Consider the following 16,247-nt stretch of genomic DNA (forward strand, 5'->3'; position numbering starts at 1 on the left):
GAACGACGGAGTTGACTGGTTCCAAATCGATCGGACACTCCCATGCCTACTTCAACCATGCCACTGGAATCCAAGGGCGCCGACGCCGGCAGCCTGCCGGCCGTGCGCGCGCCGCGCTTCAACTGGACGCGCGGCATCGTCGTGCTGCTCACCTGCGTGGCCATCTTCCTGCCGCTGTACCTCATCTTCTACCAGAGCTTCCTGACGGCGCCGTTCTTCATGCCCGACAAGATGCTCGGCCTGGACGCGTACCGCTTCATCTTCGACGACAGCGACTTCTGGCTCGCCTTCAAGAACGGCCTCATCCTGGCCGCCGGTCTCGCCGCCATCGCCGTGCCGCTGGGCGGCATGCTCGCCTTCCTGATGGTCCGCACCGACCTGCCGGGCCGCGGCATCGTCGCGCCGCTGCTGCTCGTGCCGATCTTCGTGTCGCCGATGGTGATGGGCTTCGGCTACGTCGTCGCCATGGGCCCGGTCGGCTTCTACTCGACGTGGGCGCACGACCTGCTGGGCTTCGTGCCGTGGAACGTGTACTCGTTCACGAGCATCGTCGTCATCGCCGGCCTCACGCACGTGCCGCACGTGTACCTGTACGCCTCGTCCGCGCTGAAGAGCCTCGGCTCCGACGTGGAGGAAGCGGCGCGCGTCTCGGGCGCGTCGCCGTGGCAGGTGATGTTCAACGTGTCGCTGCCGATGATCATGCCGGCCCTCGCGTATGCGGGCGTGCTCGTGTTCTTCCTCGGCTTCGAAGTGTTCGGCCTCGTGCTCGTGCTGGGCGACCCGGAAGGCCACCTCGTGCTGGCGACTTACCTGTACAAGCTGACCAACAAACTGGGCACGCCGTCGTACCACCTGATGGCCGCCGTCGCCGTCTGCCTCGTCGCCGTGACGATGCCGCTCGTGATGCTGCAGCGCTGGCTCCTGAAGTCGGCCAACAAATACGTGTCCATCAAGGGCAAGGGCGCGCGCCAGAAACCGCTCGCGCTGGGCAAGTGGAAGTGGGTGGCGTTCGCCGTGCTGGGCACGTGGATCGCCGTCACCATCGTGCTGCCGCTGACCGGCATCGTGCTGCGCTCGTTCGTCCAGTACTGGGGCGAGGGCGTGAAGCTGGCCGACGTGCTCACCCTGCAGCACTTCCGCGACATCTTCGAACAGCCGTCGCTCGTGCGCGGCATCGTCAACACGATCCTGATCGGCGTGATCGGCGGCGCGCTGGCCGTGGCCTGCTACACCGCGATCGCGCTGGCCATGCACCGCAAGAACGACGGCATCACGCGCCTGCTGGACTACAGCGTCCTCGTGCCGCGCGCCGTGCCGGGCCTGCTGGCCGGCCTGTCGTTCCTGTGGGTGTTCTTGTTCGTGCCGAGCTGGCTGGACGGCATCCTGCACGGCATGGACAACGGCGTGGCCGCGTGGCTGTCGGAGCACTTCATCCCGGCGCTGCGCCAGATGCGCTCGACGATCTTCGCGCTGTGGCTCGCGTACTCCGTCGTGTGGCTCGCCTACGGCATGCGCCTCGTGTCGACGTCGCTGCTGCAGGTGGGCCCGGAACTGGAAGAGGCGGCACGCGCCGTCGGCGCCAGCCGCGGCCGCGTGACCCGCGACGTGACGCTCCCGCTGATCAAGTTCGGCATGCTGGGCGCCTGGCTGATGGTGTTCCTGATCTTCGAACGCGAATACTCGACGGGCGTGTACCTGCTGTCGCCCGGCACCGAGGTGATCGGCGCGATGCTCGTGTCGCTGTGGGCCGGCGGCTCGACGGACCTCGTGGCCGCGCTCTCGTTCATCAACATCACGCTCGTGGCCATCGGCCTCGGGATCGCGCTGCGCTTCGGCGTCAAGCTGCATAACTAAATCAATCGCGAGACAAACATCATGAACGTTTTGACCGTCAACGACCTGCACCTCGACTACGGCAGCGGCGCCACCGCCAACCCGATCCTGAAGGGCGTGTCGATGCATTTGCAGCGCGGCGAAGTGGTGGCGCTGCTGGGCCCCTCGGGCAGCGGCAAGACCACGCTGCTGCGCGCCGTGGCCGGCCTGGAAAGCCCGAAAGCCGGCACGATCGACATCGGCGAGCGCCGCGTGTACGACGGCAGCAAGAAGCTCGAACTGCCGGCGGAAGCGCGCAACCTGGGCCTCGTGTTCCAGTCGTACGCGCTGTGGCCGCACAAGACCGTGTTCGACAACGTCGCCTACGGCCTCAAGCTGCGCAAGATGGCCGCGCGCGACATCGAGCCCAAGGTGCGCGAAGTGCTCGCGCAGCTGGGCCTCGGCCACTTGGGCGAACGCTTCCCGCACCAGCTCTCCGGCGGCCAGCAGCAGCGCGTGGCGATCGCCCGCGCGCTCGTCTACAACCCGCCCGTGATCCTGCTCGACGAACCGCTGTCGAACCTGGACGCCAAGCTGCGCGAGGAAGCCCGTGCGTTCCTGCGCGAGCTGATCGTGCGCCTGGGCCTGTCGGCGCTGATGGTCACGCACGACCAGGCCGAGGCGATGGCGATCTCGGACCGCATCCTCCTCCTCAACAACGGCAAGATCGAGCAGCAGGGTACGCCGCAATCGATGTACGAGTCGCCGGACACGCTGTTCACCGCGGAATTCATGGGCAGTAACAACCGCCTGCCGGCGCGCGTCGTGGCGCGCAACGGCGGCGCGGCGCGCGTGCAGGTGGAAGGCATGGCGCTGAACGCGACGGCGCGCGGCAGCGGCGCATCGAATCCGGACGTGGAAGCGTCGGCGTTGATCCGCGTGGAAGAAGTGCGTATCGGCCGCACGCCCGTCGACAACGGCATCCAGCTGCCGCTGTCCACCTGCATGTACCTGGGCGACCGGTGGGAATGCCTGTTCAAGCACGGTAATTCGAGCGTGCGCGCGTACTCCAAGTACCGCGTCGATCCGGGCCAGTACTGGCTCGAGATGCCGGCCGAAAAGCTCTGGGTGTTCTGATCAGGACGTTCCTCCCCGCGCTGGCGCTGGCCTTCACGGCGGCGCAACTGTGCATCTTCCTCGACACGCCGCTGCCGTGGATGATCGGCCCGCTGTTCTCGACGGCGATCGCCTGCATGCTGGGCGCGCGCCTCTCCGCCCCCGTGCAGGCGCGCGAGGCCGGGCAGTGGGCCATCGGCACCGCGCTGGGCCTGTACTTCAGCGCGCCCGTGCTGGCGGTGCTGGCGCGGCACCTCGGCTGGATCCTGCTGGCCGTCTCGTTCGCGATCTGCCTCGGCATGGCGGGCGGCGCGCTGCTGCGCCGGCTGTCCGGCGCCGACGCCGCGACGGCCTTCTTCGCGATGGCCGTCGGCGGCGCCTCCGAGATGGCCGTGCAGGCGGAGCGTCACGGCGCCGTCGTCGAACGCGTGGCGGCCGCGCACAGCCTGCGCATCATGATGGTCGTCGGTACGATCCCCTTCGCCGTGCGCTGGTTCGCGGCCCACGGCTGGGGCAACGGCCTCGATGCGTTCGTGCCGCTCGCCGGCCGGGTCGATGCGGCGGGGCTGTGCATCCTCATTGCCATCACGAGCTGCGCCGCGCTGGCGCTGAAACGCCTGCGCGTGCCGAACGCCTGGGTGATCGGCCCGCTGGTCGTGGCGCTGATGATGACGGCGGCCGGCGTGCAGCTGTCGCGTCTACCGGAGTGGATGATCCGCACGGGCCAGCTGTTCATCGGCGTCTCGCTCGGCACCCGCTTCACGCCGGCGTTCGTGCACACGGCGCCGCGCTTCCTCGCCAGCGTCGCTGCGTGCACGGCGCTCACGTTGCTGCTGGCGGGCCTGTTCGCGTTCTGCGTGGCGGCGGTGACCGGCCTGCATCCGGGGACGATGGTGCTGGCCACGTCGCCGGGCGGTATCGCGGAGATGGCGCTGACGGCGCGCGTGCTGCACCTGGGCGTGCCCGTCGTGACGGCGTTCCACGTCGCGCGCATGGTGGTCGTCGTGCTGGGGATAGCGCCGCTGTACCGGGTGTGGACGCGGGTCGGGTGACGCCCGGCGCGACTTGGCGTTAGCGTGGTTGCATATCCAGTCGCTCCGGGTAGCGGATTGTGCGACCATTGATTCACACCCAGCAACATTGTGTGTTCAACGTGCCGGTTGTGTTGTAGATTGTCGCATCCCCGACATCCGCGTCATCGACCATGAGCCACCCGAACCACACCAGCCAGTTTTCCCTGCTGACCCAGCGCCGTTTCGGCCCGTTTTTCTGGACCCAGTTCCTGGGCGCCTTCAACGACAACCTGTTCAAGACGGCGCTGCTCGTCGTGCTGACCTATGACGCGCTGTCGTGGACGACGCTGCCCGCCGCGCTGCTGAACAACCTGATCCCGGGCCTGTTCATCCTCCCGTACGTCGTGTTCTCCGCCACCGCCGGCCAGATCGCGGACAAGGTCGAGAAGGGCCGCCTGGCGCGCTTCGTCAAGCTGCTCGAAATCGGCATCATGGCCATTGCCGCCATCGGCTGGCTCACGCACAACCTGTGGCTGCTCGTCGCCGCGGTCGTCGGCATGGGCGTCCATTCGACGCTGTTCGGCCCCGTGAAATACGCCTACCTGCCGCAGCACCTGAAGCCGGAAGAACTCGTGGGCGGCAACGGCGTCATCGAAATGGGCACGTTCGTCGGCATCCTGCTGGGCGAGGTGATGGGCGCGATCCTGGCCGGCCACGGCGCCGCCGGCGTGCACCTCGTCGCGTTCGGGACGCTGGCCGTCGCCGTGCTGGGCCTCGCCATGAGCTGGCGTATCCCGGCGTCGCCGGCGCCCGCGCCGGGCCTCAGGATCAGCGCGAACTTCGCCGCCGAATCCGTGCGCAACCTGGCGTTCTCGAAAAAGAACCGCACCGTGTTCCTGTCGATGCTGGGGAATTCGTGGTTCTGGTTCTACGGCGCGCTCGTGCTGTCGCAATTCCCGCTGTACGCGAAGGAGTACCTGCATGGCGACCACAGCGTGTTCGTGCTGCTGCTGACCATCTTCTCGCTGGGGATCGGCACCGGCTCGCTGCTGTGCGAAAAACTCTCCGGCCGCAAAGTGGAGATCGGTCTCGTGCCGTTCGGCGCCATCGGCCTGTCGCTGTTTGGCATCGACCTGTATTTCGCGAGCCTCGGCTATACCAACACGGCGCCCGTCGACTTCATCGGCGTGCTGGCGCAGCACGGCACGCTGCGCATCCTGGCCGACATCCTGCTGCTGGGCGTGTTCGGCGGCTTCTTCATCGTGCCGCTGTTCGCGCTGATCCAGACGCGCTGCGACCCGGCGCACGTCTCGCGCACCATCGCAGGCATGAACATCCTGAATGCGCTGTTCATGGTGGCGTCGGCCGGCGTCGCGGTCTTCCTGATCGGCCGCGGTTTCAGCATCCCCGAGATGTTCCTGACGACCGCGCTGCTGAATGCCGTCGTCGCCATCTACATCTTCTCGCTCGTGCCGGAATTCCTGATGCGTTTCCTGGCCTGGCTGCTGATCCACACGATCCACCGCGTGTCGACGGTGGACGTCGAGCGCATCCCGGAAGAGGGCCCCGCGGTCCTCGTCTGCAACCACGTCAGCTACGTCGACGCCATCGTCATCCTGGCCGCGAGCCCGCGCCCGATCCGTTTCGTGATGGACCACCGCATTTTTAAGACGCCGCTGCTGGGCTTCATCTTCCGCACCGGCAAGGCGATCCCGATCGCCCCGGCGCACGAGAACCCGTGGCTGATGGAAAAGGCCTTCGTCGACGTCGCCCAGGCGCTGCACGAAGGGGAACTCGTGTGCATCTTCCCGGAGGGGAAATTGACGCGCACGGGCGAGATGAACGCATTCCGCGGCGGCATCGCCAAGATCGTCGCGCGCAGCCAGGTGCCCGTGATCCCGATGGCGCTGCGCGGGCTGTGGGGCAGCGTGTTTTCGCGCGATCCGTCGAATGTGTTCGAGCGCTCGTTCGCGCGCGGGCTGCGCTCGAAGCTGGCGCTGGCCGTCGGGCGGCCGGTGCCGCCGCAGCAGGTGACACCTGAGGGGCTGTACGAAGAAGTGCTGGCATTGCGCGGGGAATGGAAATAGTTTCTCGTGACAAAAACGCTAGTCATCCTGTGTGCCTCTGTTATAATTGTGGCCCGAGTCGGGGCGTAGCGCAGCCTGGTAGCGTACGTGCATGGGGTGCACGTGGTCGGAGGTTCGAATCCTCTCGCCCCGACCAATGAATTCATAGAGATGGGCCAGCTTTCGAGCTGGCCTTTTTTCATTTCTGTCGAGCAGGCAGGAAGTTCGCAGCTTAAAATACTTGTGTAAGCTCATGCTCGATACCGGATTGTTGCACGTTGTCTTTATGCTTTAAAAGTACAATCGTAGAGTTGTAAAAAGTTAAGCTGAGTGAGACGTGTCCGGCACGGCCATGCTGTCGTGCGGCGTCGCAGTGCGGCTCACCACTGCGGGCTACCGTTCCTGTTATCTGATGAAAAAAAGAGAAAATAAGTACAACCCTAAGCGAGCCCTTTGGGAGCTTAGCGCAGAGAATTTGCAAATTTGCGCACTCTTGGCAAAAAAAGTCAGGTATGGCGGGAATCCCGAGCATAAAAAGAATCCGGGTGATTTTGGTCTGACACCGCCGAGCGGTCCGCGCCAAGGGAAATCGTTATGCGACGTGGTCGCTATTTTTACGCGCGCCGAGGCACTCCGTTATTTGAGGATCGGTCTGAAAAAGGGTCTGGTTAGCGATCGTTTCGTGGACGGGTGGCCGAAAAACATATGGTCGGTGACCGAAAACGGCGTTGCTCTGGAGGCGCAAATCGAGAATCCACAGTTGGGTAGTTATCATGGTTATCCCATGCCCGACTCCGATCCTTTTGTCGAAGAAGTGCTAGCACGGTGGAACCTCAAATCATGAGAAAATTTCAATTGCATCATCCGTGGACTCATGCTGGGGATGATGTGCCGGAATTGCGCCAGACGATTTGCCGACTCGAGTTGAAAATTGGCGATGTTTCATTGACGCAGAACGAAGATATCTTTTCTCAAACGATATCGAATTCGGTCGTCGTATCCGCATATCCGCTAGCCTATTGGTTCGCAGCGAGTTGGTGGCGCCTGGTGTCGGAACCGCTTCCGCCAAGATCAGCGCGGCCTCCGACAAGTTGGCGAATGGCTCATGAAATGGGGGCGGCAAACTCCGGTTACGTGTGGCCTCAAGTTTTATTTGCAACAGACGGGGAGTCAATGCAAGTGTGGGCTGTTCCTTCGCGAGGCTCACGCGATCAATCCGTTCGGTATCTGAATGGCTTAGCTGCGCCAGTAACGTTTGCGATGCAGGATTTCGAAGTCGAGATCGAAGGTTTTATTAATGCGGTCATCGCTCGACTGGATGCAACTGGTGTGGCTGAGGCCGAAGCCTCATTAAAGTCCTTGTGGGCCGAAGTTGTGGCGGAGAGAGCAGATCCCGATACTGCGTTAGCTCGTCGCTGTGAAGCCGAGCTTGGTTATGATCCCGACGAGTGCCCCGAGGAGGTTCTATTCGCGGCTATCCGCTTAAAGGATCGGATCGGTGAGGCTGCGCTATCTGAGCTTGCGCCGGTTTATGGAAAAGCTGGCGGAGCAGATTCGATCTCGGACTTGGGGAGACTGATCGAATGTAAAGGTATTTCAGGCAGACCAGACCTGCCACGGATCAGTTCACGAATCAACAAGGGGGCCGCTCCTTGGGAGCGCGCCGTCGCCGATGCACGTCAGCTACGGAAAGAACTTCACGCCTCCGGCGATCATATCGATACAGATATGTTGTGTGAAGTCCTGGGTGTGCGAAGGGAAGAAATAGATCACTATGCATCGGATTCTCGTCACCGAGCCGGAATCGTGGTTCCCCACGGGAATCGTCACGTTTCTTTAATACCTCGAAAGCGGCATCCGCGATCAAGGCGGTTCGAGATGGCACGATTTGTTGGTGACTTGTTATATGTTAATTCAAACACGGACACTTGGCTTGCCTCCACCGACTTGAGTACCAACCGGCAAAAATATCAGCGTGCATTTGCTGCTGAATTTCTGTGCCCTATCGAAAAACTCCAGGGGTTCCTTGATGATGATTTTTCCGACGATAATCTGGAGGATGCAGCGGATCATTTCGAGATAAGTCCGGCAACGGTCACGTCGCTTCTTGCGAATAACAATCTCTTGTACCGGGAGTTCGGGGCGAGTGGTCTTCCTTACGTGTTATCTTGATGTGACATTCATGTCTTTTCGCATTCGAGTTCTTGTGGCTTGAGACAGGCACGCTTTCGAACTGGTCATATTTGTTAAGGGATTTTGCCGCACGGTAAGTACTCGCGGGCTCATGTCGATTTCAGTATATTAATCGCCAAATAAATACATCAGCGATCCGTCATGATCCGTCGATCCGCGCGCGCAACGACCATAGTCCAGTCCCTGGTTGGACTGTTGCTGGTTCTGACACCCGCATTAATTGTCTGGCAGCACGTCGGGATGACGCGGGTCCTGGAGATCTCGCCCAGGCAGCCTTACGGTGCCACGGTCACCGACGACCGCCACGAGAACGGCCAGTCCGTCTCGTCGCTCGTGCGGACCAAGGATGCCCTCGTCATGGGCTGCGCGCTGCGTGCGGGCTATGCGTGGCCATTCTGCAAGCTGCAATTCCACCTGGGGTGGGACGGCAAGGGCGTGGACCTCAGCCAGTTCGACTCGGTGGCGTTCGACATGCGGTATTCAGGCGCGTCCGGGCGAAAGATCAGGCTGCACCTGACGAATTTTGAACAAGAATTCTCCACCGTCGGCGACTGGAACTCGCAGCGGTACAACTCCGTCGAATTCGATGTGCCGGTGCAGACCACGTTCACGATTCCCATCAACGTCGTACGCACCGCCGACTGGTGGATCACGGCGCACGACGTCCCGCTGGAGAAAACGTATACCCGACTCGATAACGTCACGGCCGTGGAGATCTCGACGGGATCGGTGCCGCCCGGCCAGTCGATCACGCTCGAATTGCGGTCCATCCAGTTTCGCGGCAAATGGATATCGGATACCAAGCTGCTGACCTGGCTGGTGGGCGCGTGGATCGGCTGCGGCCTGCTGGGATTGTCGCTGAGCCTGATGCATACCCGTTCCAGTCTCTCCGCCACCAATGCTCGCCTGGAATTGCTGGCCGCCATCAACAAGGCGCTGCAACTCGAAGCGCGCGACCTCGCCAACCAGGCCCATACCGATCCGCTGACCGGCGCATTGAACCGCCAGGGCCTCAGGGAGGTGCTGATGAAACGCTTGCACGTCGCCGGCCACGTCGACGAGGAGATGGCGGTCGTGTTCATGGATCTCGACCATTTCAAGCGCATCAATGACGAGTATGGCCACGACGCCGGTGACGAGGTGCTGCGGCGTTTCGCTGCGCTCATCCGCCGCGAAGTCAGATCGAGCGACAAGCTGGTGCGCTGGGGCGGGGAGGAGTTCCTGCTCCTGTGTCCGGAAACCGGCGTGGCGCATGCCATGACGATGCTCGACAAGCTGCGCGCGGCGTTGGCGACGCAGGACTGGCCGCACGGGTTGCGCGTCACGTCATCCTTCGGCGTGACGTCGCTGAAGCCCGAGGAAGACATCGGGGCGGCGATCAAACGGGCGGACGGGGCGTTGTACCTCGCAAAGGCGAACGGCCGCAACCGGGTCGAAATCGCCTGACGTCAGGGCAGGCGCCGCCACACCGACATCGGAATGCCGCCGTCCGGCCGCGCCGGCACGCGGTAGCGCAGTTCGTCGCCATGCAACTCGAAGCTGCGCCGCTGCACCGTGCCTTCCCAGTTCGGGAAGGACGCGGCTTCGATGCGGAATACGAGCAGGCCGTCTTCCAGTGCGAGTGTGCCGTAGTGCGTGCTCGACCCGAGCACCGCGGCGCGAAGCTCCTCGCTCGTGCCGGCTGCCTTGTCCGCCGAAGCGAAGCGCGGGCGCTCGGCCTTGAAGATCTGCAGCGTGTAACGTCCTTGCGCATCGATGGCCAGGCGGCCCTTGGGCGCGGCGCCATAGTCACGCTCGATGCTGCCGTCGGGGCGCTGGACGTCGGCGGCGACGAGCGTCCAGGTGCCCGCGAGATCGGGCGGGACAGCCTGCACGGCCGGCGCGACGCTGGCCAGCACCATGCCGGCGATCTGCTTGTTCATGTCGTTCTCCTTTCAGGTGAAAACATCAGCGTAGCGCTGCCGTCGCCTGAACGGAATTCCCGAAATCCGCACCTGTTCCGTGCATAATTGCACAATGCAGACACCTGACTGGGACGACCTCCGCTTCTTCCTCGCGCTGTGCGAGGCCGGCACATTGTCGGGTGCGGCGCGCGCGACCCGTGTGGAACACACCACGGTGGCACGCCGCATCGACGCGCTCGAAACCGCGCTTGGTGCCCGCCTGTTCGACCGCTTTCCGAAGGGCTGGTCGCTGACGGCGGCCGGCACGGCGCTGGTGCCGCATGCGCGCAAGGTGGAAGACGACATGCACGCCTTGCTCAACGTGGCGCGCGGCGCGGCCGAGGTGGCGGGTGTCGTGCGCGTCTCGGCGCCGCCGGCGCTGACGGCCTGCCTGCTCGCCCCGCGCCTGCGTGGACCCTTGTCGCGCCTGCCCGGCGTCGACATCGACTTGCGTGCGGAGGCGCGCACGACGGACCTGACGCGACGCCAGGCCGACATCGCGCTGCGGTTTGCGCGCCCGACGTCGCCCGGCCTCGTCGCCAGGCTGCTGGCGCAGGTCGATTACGCCCTGTATGCGCACGAAGACTACGTGACGGGCCGCGCGCCCGCGCAGTGGGAATTCCTCGGCTACGACGACCTGCAGCAGGATGCGCCGCAACAGGAATGGCTGGACAAGCTGCGCGGCGCGCGCCGCTACAGCGTGCGCTCGAACGACCTGCTGACATTGCTCCAGGCGGCGGTCGGCGGCTGCGGCGTCGGCGTCTTTCCGCACTATACGGCGGCACGCGCGCCGGGGCTGGTCGTACTCGATCCGGCGTGTCCCATCCGCCGCAAGCTCTGGCTGGTGATGCACGCGGACGTGCGCCGCGCCCCGCACGTGCGCGCGGTGGCCGACGAGATCATCGACATGTTCGAGCAGGAATAGGCGGCGGCCTCGTTTCCTCATGTGTAGCATTTTTTCAACCTCACCCACCGAACTGATCAATGTTCGTAGTAAAATTTCATAACATTGCATGACTTGTCGTGCCGCGCTGTGTATAAAGGCTGGTATATACAAGGTATTTGTCCGCCAACGCTGGTTAACTGGTGCGTGTTCTGTAAATTATTTACATTTTGGAGAGCTGAATGAGCGTTGAAGAGGCACGGAACTTCAAGGAAGAGTTGCTGGGGCGGGATATCCGCCAGCTCGGCCGCATGCTGGGGGAAACGATCCGCGCCCAGGAGGGTAACGGGGTGTTCGACCGCATCGAGTCGGTCCGCAAGAGCTGCATCGGTTTCCGGCGCGACGAGGACGGCAGCGCGCACGAGGAACTGGCGGCGATCCTCGCAGACATCTCGGCCGACGAGAAGACCCAGCTGATCCGCGCCTTCACGTATTTCTCGCTGCTGGCCAACATCGCCGAAGACCAGCACCACATCCGCCGCAGCCGCGCGCACCTGTCCGCCGGCTCGGCGCCGAAGAAGGGCAGCATCGCGCACGCCGTCGACGGCGTGTTCGCCGCCGGCCGCATGGACGACCTGCGCGCCTTCTTCGACGACGCGCACGTGAGCCCCGTCTTCACCGCGCATCCGACCGAGGTGCAGCGCAAGAGTGTCCTCAACTGCCAGATGGCGATCGCGCGCCTGATCGGCGAACGTGACCGGACGCAGCTGACGCCCGACGAAGAGCAGGACAACGACGAAGCGCTCGCGCGCGCCATCCTGACGCTGTGGCAGACGCGCCTGCTGCGTCCCACCAAGCTGTCGGTGCTGGACGAAGTCGAGAACGGCCTGTCCTTCTTCGACTACACGATGTTCAGGAGCGTGCCGCGCCTGTACTGCGCACTCGAGGACACGCTGGCGCAAAAGGATGCCGGCTGGGCCGACACGGAGCTGCCGTCGTTCATGAAAGTGGGCAGCTGGATCGGCGGCGACCGCGACGGCAACCCGTTCGTCACGGCCGACATCCTGCGTGCCACACTGAAGGCGCAGGCGACCCGCGCGCTGGATTTCTACCTGCCGGAAGTGCACACGCTGGCGTCGCAACTGTCGCAGGCGCAGTCCCTGTGCGGCAGCACGGAAGCCCTGCACCGCATCGCCGAGCGCACGCCCGACCAGTCGCCGCACCACCAGGACGAGCCGTACCGCCAGGCGCTGCACGGCATGCATGCGCGCCTCGTGGCGACGCGCGACTGGCTCGTCAGCGGCGCCAATGAGCCGGATGCGGTGGCCTACGCCAGCGCCGACGAACTGCTGGCCGACCTGGACGTCATCCACGAGTCGCTGGTGGCCAATGGTGCCCGCCAGCTGGCGCGCGGCCGCCTGCGCCTGTTGCGCCGCGCCGTGAAGGTATTCGGTTTCCATCTCGCGCCCGTCGACCTGCGCCAGAACTCCGACGTGCACGAGCGCGTGCTCGCGGAACTGCTGACGCAGGCGCGCCCCGGCGTCGATTACCTGGCACTGGACGAAGCCGCGCGCTGCGCACTGCTGCTGGAAGAACTGCAGTCGCCGCGCCTGCTCGTGTCGCCGTTCGAGGCGTATTCCGAAGAGACGGCGTCCGAGCTGGCGATCCTGAGCGAGACGAAGCGCGCGCACCTGACGTACGGCCGCGCCGCCGTCACGAACTACATCATCTCGAAGGCGGCTTCCGTCTCCGACCTGCTGGAAGTGGCCGTGCTGCTGAAGGAAGCGGGCCTGCTGCATCCGACGCTCGGCACGCTCGACGTCAACATCATCCCGCTGTTCGAAACCATCGACGACCTGCGCGCTGGTCCCGCGATCATGGCCGCGGCGTTCGGCCTGCCGTTCTACATGCGCCTGCTGCAATCGCGCGACCGCCTGCAGGAAGTCATGCTGGGCTACTCGGACAGCAACAAGGACGGCGGCTACGTCACGTCCGGCTGGGAGCTGCACAAGGCGGAGCTGGAACTCATCGCGGTCTTCCGCGCCCACGGCATCAAGCTGCAGCTGTTCCACGGCCGCGGCGGTTCGGTGGGCCGCGGCGGCGGTCCGAGCTACGAAGCGATCCTCGCGCAGCCGCCGGGCGCCGTGCAGGGACGCATCCGCCTGACGGAGCAGGGCGAAGTCATCACCGCGAAGTACGCCAACGCCGACGTGGGCCGCCGCAATCTCGAGGTGCTCGTCGCCGCGACGATGGAAGCGACCCTGCTGTCGCATGATCAGCCGCAGCCGGACGCGGCGCAGGTGGCCGCGATGGACCGCCTGTCGACGGAAGCGCTGCGTGCCTACCGTTCGCTCGTGTACGAAACGGAAGGCTTCGAGACGTACTTCTGGGAGTCGACGGTGATCACGGAGATCGCCGCGCTGAACATCGGCAGCCGTCCGGCGTCGCGCAAGAAGTCGCGCTCGATCGAAGACCTGCGCGCGATCCCGTGGGTGTTCAGCTGGGCCCAGTGCCGCCTGATGCTGCCGGGCTGGTACGGTTTCGGCACGGCGGTGGAACGCTTCATCGCGGACGCGCCGGCCGAGCGCCTCGCGCTGCTGCGCACGATGTACAAGACGTGGCCGTTCTTCACGACGCTGCTGTCGAACATGGACATGGTGCTGGCGAAGAGCGACATCGCGATCGCGAGCCGCTACGCCGGCCTCGTGGCCGACGCGGCGCTGCGCGACCGCATCTTCGGTGCCATCAGCGCCGAGCATGCGCGGACGGTGGAGATCCTCCGGCAGGTCATGGAGCAGGACGAGCTGCTGGACGGGAACCCGCAAATGCAGCGTTCGCTGCGCAACCGCCTGCCGTACATCGATCCGCTGAACCACCTGCAGGTCGAGCTGCTGCGCCGTTACCGCGCCGGCGTGGACGACGATGCGACCCGCAACGGGCTGCATATGTCGATCAACGGCATCTCGGCGGGGCTGAGGAATAGCGGCTGATCAGTCCTGACCCGTCACCCGCAGCGGCACGGCCAGCCGCTGCGCCACGTTGCGCACGTAGGCTTCCCACGCCTGCGCATCGGGAAAATCGCCGCCCTTGCTCCATCCCGCGCCCAGGTAGTGCACGAACGGCTGCCCGGGCTGCGCGGTCCCGACCAGCAGGGCGTCGCCGCCATCCACCGCGGCGCGCGTCGCCTGGCCGGGGACGATGATCGCGCACGCCGTGTGCCCGTTCGGCGCGCTCTCCGGTTCCCAGTAACTCATCCAGCTTGCGCTCGTGTCGCGCACGAGCCGGCCGTCGCCCTTGCGCTGGGCGATGCCGACGGCGACGGGCAGCGCGCCCGCCTGGTCGCTCGTGTAGCGGCTTTCGACGCGGCTGAAGTTGGCGCCCGCGTCGATCGAGATGCGCTTCGTCTCCGCGACCTGGCGTCCGGCCGCGCTCCACGCGTCGTAGCGCAGCTCGAACACGGCGCGCAGCGGCCCGTCCGCGATCACTTTCCAGCCCGCGTAGACGGATGACGGATACGCCTTGCCATCGCGGTAGATTGCCGTGCCGCCGCAGCCGCGGCCCGTGCCGACGCTGTAGTTGTCGAGGCCCTCGCCGTGGTCGCTGTGGTACTCGCCGCGCTTGTACCACGTGTCCACGACGGGCCGGCGCACGCGCTTGAGCCACACGTCCACGCCGCTGCCCACGTGCTCGTTCGGCACGTGCAGGATCGCCGGGCCGTACGCGCGGTGGGCGATGCGGTCGCTCTCCCACGCGAAGTCGTCGTAGCGTTCGGGCACGTAGCGTGCGTGCACCTTGACGTCGGGCGGCGCCAGCGCGGGCAGGGCGCTGGCCGGCAGCAGCAGGAAGCGGCGTCGTTCACGGGGCGCGAAGTTTGCCTGGAACAGCAGCGTGTCGCCGATGCGCTGCGTGGGCAGCAGGCGCGACGTGCCGGTTTCCATCACGGCCAGCGCTTGTGGAGAATCCGGCGCGAGCGGCAGTTCGATCGTCTCGTCGGCACGGTGAAAATCGCCCGGATTCGTCACGCGCACCGTGCGGGGTACGGCGCGTTCGAGCAGCGCCATGCGGAACACTTCGCTGCCCGCGAGCAGGAAGGCGCCGACGCCATAGACTTCCGTCGCATCGTCCGCGAAGCCCGTCGGCGCCTGGCCGATCGGCTGTACGTGCGTGAGCTTGCCGTCCGGCTGGACGCTGGCCACGAGCGCCGTCCATGCGCGCCGCACGCCCGGTTCGAACGCGGCGCGGTCCAGCAACCCCTGGTTGACGCCCCACGCGAGCGCATACGCGAACAGCGCCGTGCCGCTCGTTTCGCGCGCCGGATAGCCGGCCGGGTCGAGCAGGCTCGCGCGCCACAGGCCGTCGGCCTGCTGCAGCGCGAGCACCTTCGCGGCCATCGCGCGGAACTGCTGTTCGAAGCGGGCGCGCGCCGGATGGTCCGCCGGGATGTACTGGAGCGTGCGCGCCAGGCCCGCCATCACCCAGCCGTTGCCGCGTGCCCAGAACACCTTGCGGCCATTGGCTTCGCGCCGCGCGAAATAATTGCTGTCGCGGTAGTACAGGTGTTCGTCCTTGTCGTACAGGTAGTCCGACGTGCGCCACCACGCGGCGACGGCGTGGTCGAGATAGCGCGCGTCGCCGGTGGCGGCGGTCAGGCGCGCCCACGCGGGCGGTCCCATGAACAGGGCGTCGCACCACGACCAGCGGTCCTGGTTGCCGGGCACCGTGAATTTCAGCGTGCCGTCGTGCGGCTCGGCGAGGATCGCATCGAAACGCGCCTTCAGCGGCGCCAGCATGGCCGGGTCGCGCAACTGCAGGTACAGCTCCGCATACGTCTGCCCGACCACGTGGTCGTCCGCGTGATAGGCGCGCGGACCGAGTTGCCAGCCATTGCGTTCGCCCATCGCCGCCATCGCGTCGCGGTACGTGCGCGAGCCGGACAGGTTGGCCAGCACCATGAAGCCGGCGTCGCCGACGCCCTGCGTCCAGTGCGTCGGCGCATGCGCGCTCGGATGCGCGAGCTGCCAGTCGGCGACGCGTTCCATCGTCGCCAGCACGGCGGCCGGCGTCGGTGCCTGCGCGTCGGCCCTGGCGGCGGGCGGTGTGTGTGTCGCGCATCCGGGCAGGAGAGGGCCGAGCAGCAGCAGGGCGAGCGTGGCGTGCTTGAAGGGGATAGTCGGGATCATCGTAGGATAACGTTTAACTAGATGTATGGATTCTGGCTTAA

The 16,247-nt window shown here is 65.3% G+C and carries 11 protein-coding genes and 1 tRNA gene; 10 read left to right on the plus strand and 2 right to left on the minus strand.

The window, feature by feature from the left end; genetic code table 11:
* Positions 1–57 precede the first annotated feature (57 nt).
* The 8 genes from ACEN9G_RS20700 to ACEN9G_RS20735 all read left to right on the plus strand — a co-directional run bounded on the left by ACEN9G_RS20700 (position 58) and on the right by ACEN9G_RS20735 (position 9,646).
* Positions 58–1,854 carry an ABC transporter permease gene (locus ACEN9G_RS20700; RefSeq protein WP_413340968.1) on the plus strand — a complete coding sequence of 599 codons (1,797 nt, stop codon included), beginning with the start codon at positions 58–60 and terminating at the stop codon, positions 1,852–1,854.
* A 21-nt stretch (positions 1,855–1,875) separates the two neighbouring features.
* Positions 1,876–2,949, plus strand: coding sequence for an ABC transporter ATP-binding protein (locus ACEN9G_RS20705; RefSeq protein WP_413340954.1), 1,074 nt, complete (start codon positions 1,876–1,878; stop codon positions 2,947–2,949).
* Between the two features lie 53 nt (positions 2,950–3,002).
* Entirely contained in the window at positions 3,003–3,980 is a 978-nt protein-coding gene (locus ACEN9G_RS20710) for an AbrB family transcriptional regulator (RefSeq protein WP_495605566.1), read from the plus strand.
* Between the two features lie 152 nt (positions 3,981–4,132).
* A complete protein-coding gene (locus ACEN9G_RS20715; RefSeq protein WP_413342443.1) occupies positions 4,133–6,028 on the plus strand; it encodes an MFS transporter in 1,896 nt (631 codons plus the stop codon).
* Between the two features lie 59 nt (positions 6,029–6,087).
* A tRNA-Pro gene (locus tag ACEN9G_RS20720) sits at positions 6,088–6,164 on the plus strand.
* A 180-nt stretch (positions 6,165–6,344) separates the two neighbouring features.
* The gene (locus ACEN9G_RS20725; RefSeq protein ID WP_413342441.1) at positions 6,345–6,851 is read left to right on the plus strand and encodes a hypothetical protein; all 507 of its coding nucleotides are present in this window, start codon (positions 6,345–6,347) and stop codon (positions 6,849–6,851) included.
* Entirely contained in the window at positions 6,848–8,179 is a 1,332-nt protein-coding gene (locus ACEN9G_RS20730) for an ImmA/IrrE family metallo-endopeptidase (RefSeq protein WP_413342439.1), read from the plus strand. Before ACEN9G_RS20725 ends, ACEN9G_RS20730 begins: the two co-directional genes overlap by 4 nt.
* A 261-nt stretch (positions 8,180–8,440) precedes the next feature.
* Positions 8,441–9,646, plus strand: coding sequence for a GGDEF domain-containing protein (locus ACEN9G_RS20735; protein ID WP_413342437.1), 1,206 nt, complete (start codon positions 8,441–8,443; stop codon positions 9,644–9,646).
* A gap of 2 nt (positions 9,647–9,648) precedes the next feature.
* On the opposite strand, the gene ACEN9G_RS20740 is transcribed toward ACEN9G_RS20735, so the two are convergent.
* A complete protein-coding gene (locus ACEN9G_RS20740; protein ID WP_413342435.1) occupies positions 9,649–10,122 on the minus strand; it encodes a lipocalin-like domain-containing protein in 474 nt (157 codons plus the stop codon).
* A 94-nt stretch (positions 10,123–10,216) separates the two neighbouring features.
* Between ACEN9G_RS20740 and ACEN9G_RS20745 the strand changes: the two genes are divergently transcribed.
* Together ACEN9G_RS20745 and ppc are read left to right on the plus strand one after the other, a co-directional pair.
* A complete protein-coding gene (locus ACEN9G_RS20745; protein ID WP_483126902.1) occupies positions 10,217–11,068 on the plus strand; it encodes a LysR family transcriptional regulator in 852 nt (283 codons plus the stop codon).
* 200 nt (positions 11,069–11,268) lie between these two features.
* On the plus strand, positions 11,269–14,016 hold the full coding sequence (gene ppc, locus ACEN9G_RS20750) for a phosphoenolpyruvate carboxylase (RefSeq protein ID WP_413338564.1): 2,748 nt from the start codon (positions 11,269–11,271) through the stop codon (positions 14,014–14,016).
* On the opposite strand, the gene ACEN9G_RS20755 is transcribed toward ppc, so the two are convergent.
* A complete protein-coding gene (locus tag ACEN9G_RS20755; protein WP_413338562.1) occupies positions 14,017–16,206 on the minus strand; it encodes a glycoside hydrolase family 88 protein in 2,190 nt (729 codons plus the stop codon). It lies immediately after the preceding gene.
* Positions 16,207–16,247: the final 41 nt, after the last annotated feature.

This window comes from Massilia sp. Masssp94 (assembly GCF_059491305.1).

Coding starts and splice junctions, on each gene's coding strand:
- ACEN9G_RS20730 (WP_413342439.1), top strand. CDS start 6,848: ATGAGAAAATTTCAATTGCATCATCCGTGGACTCATGCTGGGGATGAT.
- ACEN9G_RS20735 (WP_413342437.1), top strand. CDS start 8,441: ATGACGCGGGTCCTGGAGATCTCGCCCAGGCAGCCTTACGGTGCCACG.
- ACEN9G_RS20755 (WP_413338562.1), bottom strand. CDS start 16,206: ATGATCCCGACTATCCCCTTCAAGCACGCCACGCTCGCCCTGCTGCTG.
- ACEN9G_RS20700 (WP_413340968.1), top strand. CDS start 58: ATGCCACTGGAATCCAAGGGCGCCGACGCCGGCAGCCTGCCGGCCGTG.
- ACEN9G_RS20745 (WP_483126902.1), top strand. CDS start 10,217: ATGCAGACACCTGACTGGGACGACCTCCGCTTCTTCCTCGCGCTGTGC.
- ACEN9G_RS20705 (WP_413340954.1), top strand. CDS start 1,876: ATGAACGTTTTGACCGTCAACGACCTGCACCTCGACTACGGCAGCGGC.
- ppc (WP_413338564.1), top strand. CDS start 11,269: ATGAGCGTTGAAGAGGCACGGAACTTCAAGGAAGAGTTGCTGGGGCGG.
- ACEN9G_RS20740 (WP_413342435.1), bottom strand. CDS start 10,122: ATGAACAAGCAGATCGCCGGCATGGTGCTGGCCAGCGTCGCGCCGGCC.
- ACEN9G_RS20715 (WP_413342443.1), top strand. CDS start 4,133: ATGAGCCACCCGAACCACACCAGCCAGTTTTCCCTGCTGACCCAGCGC.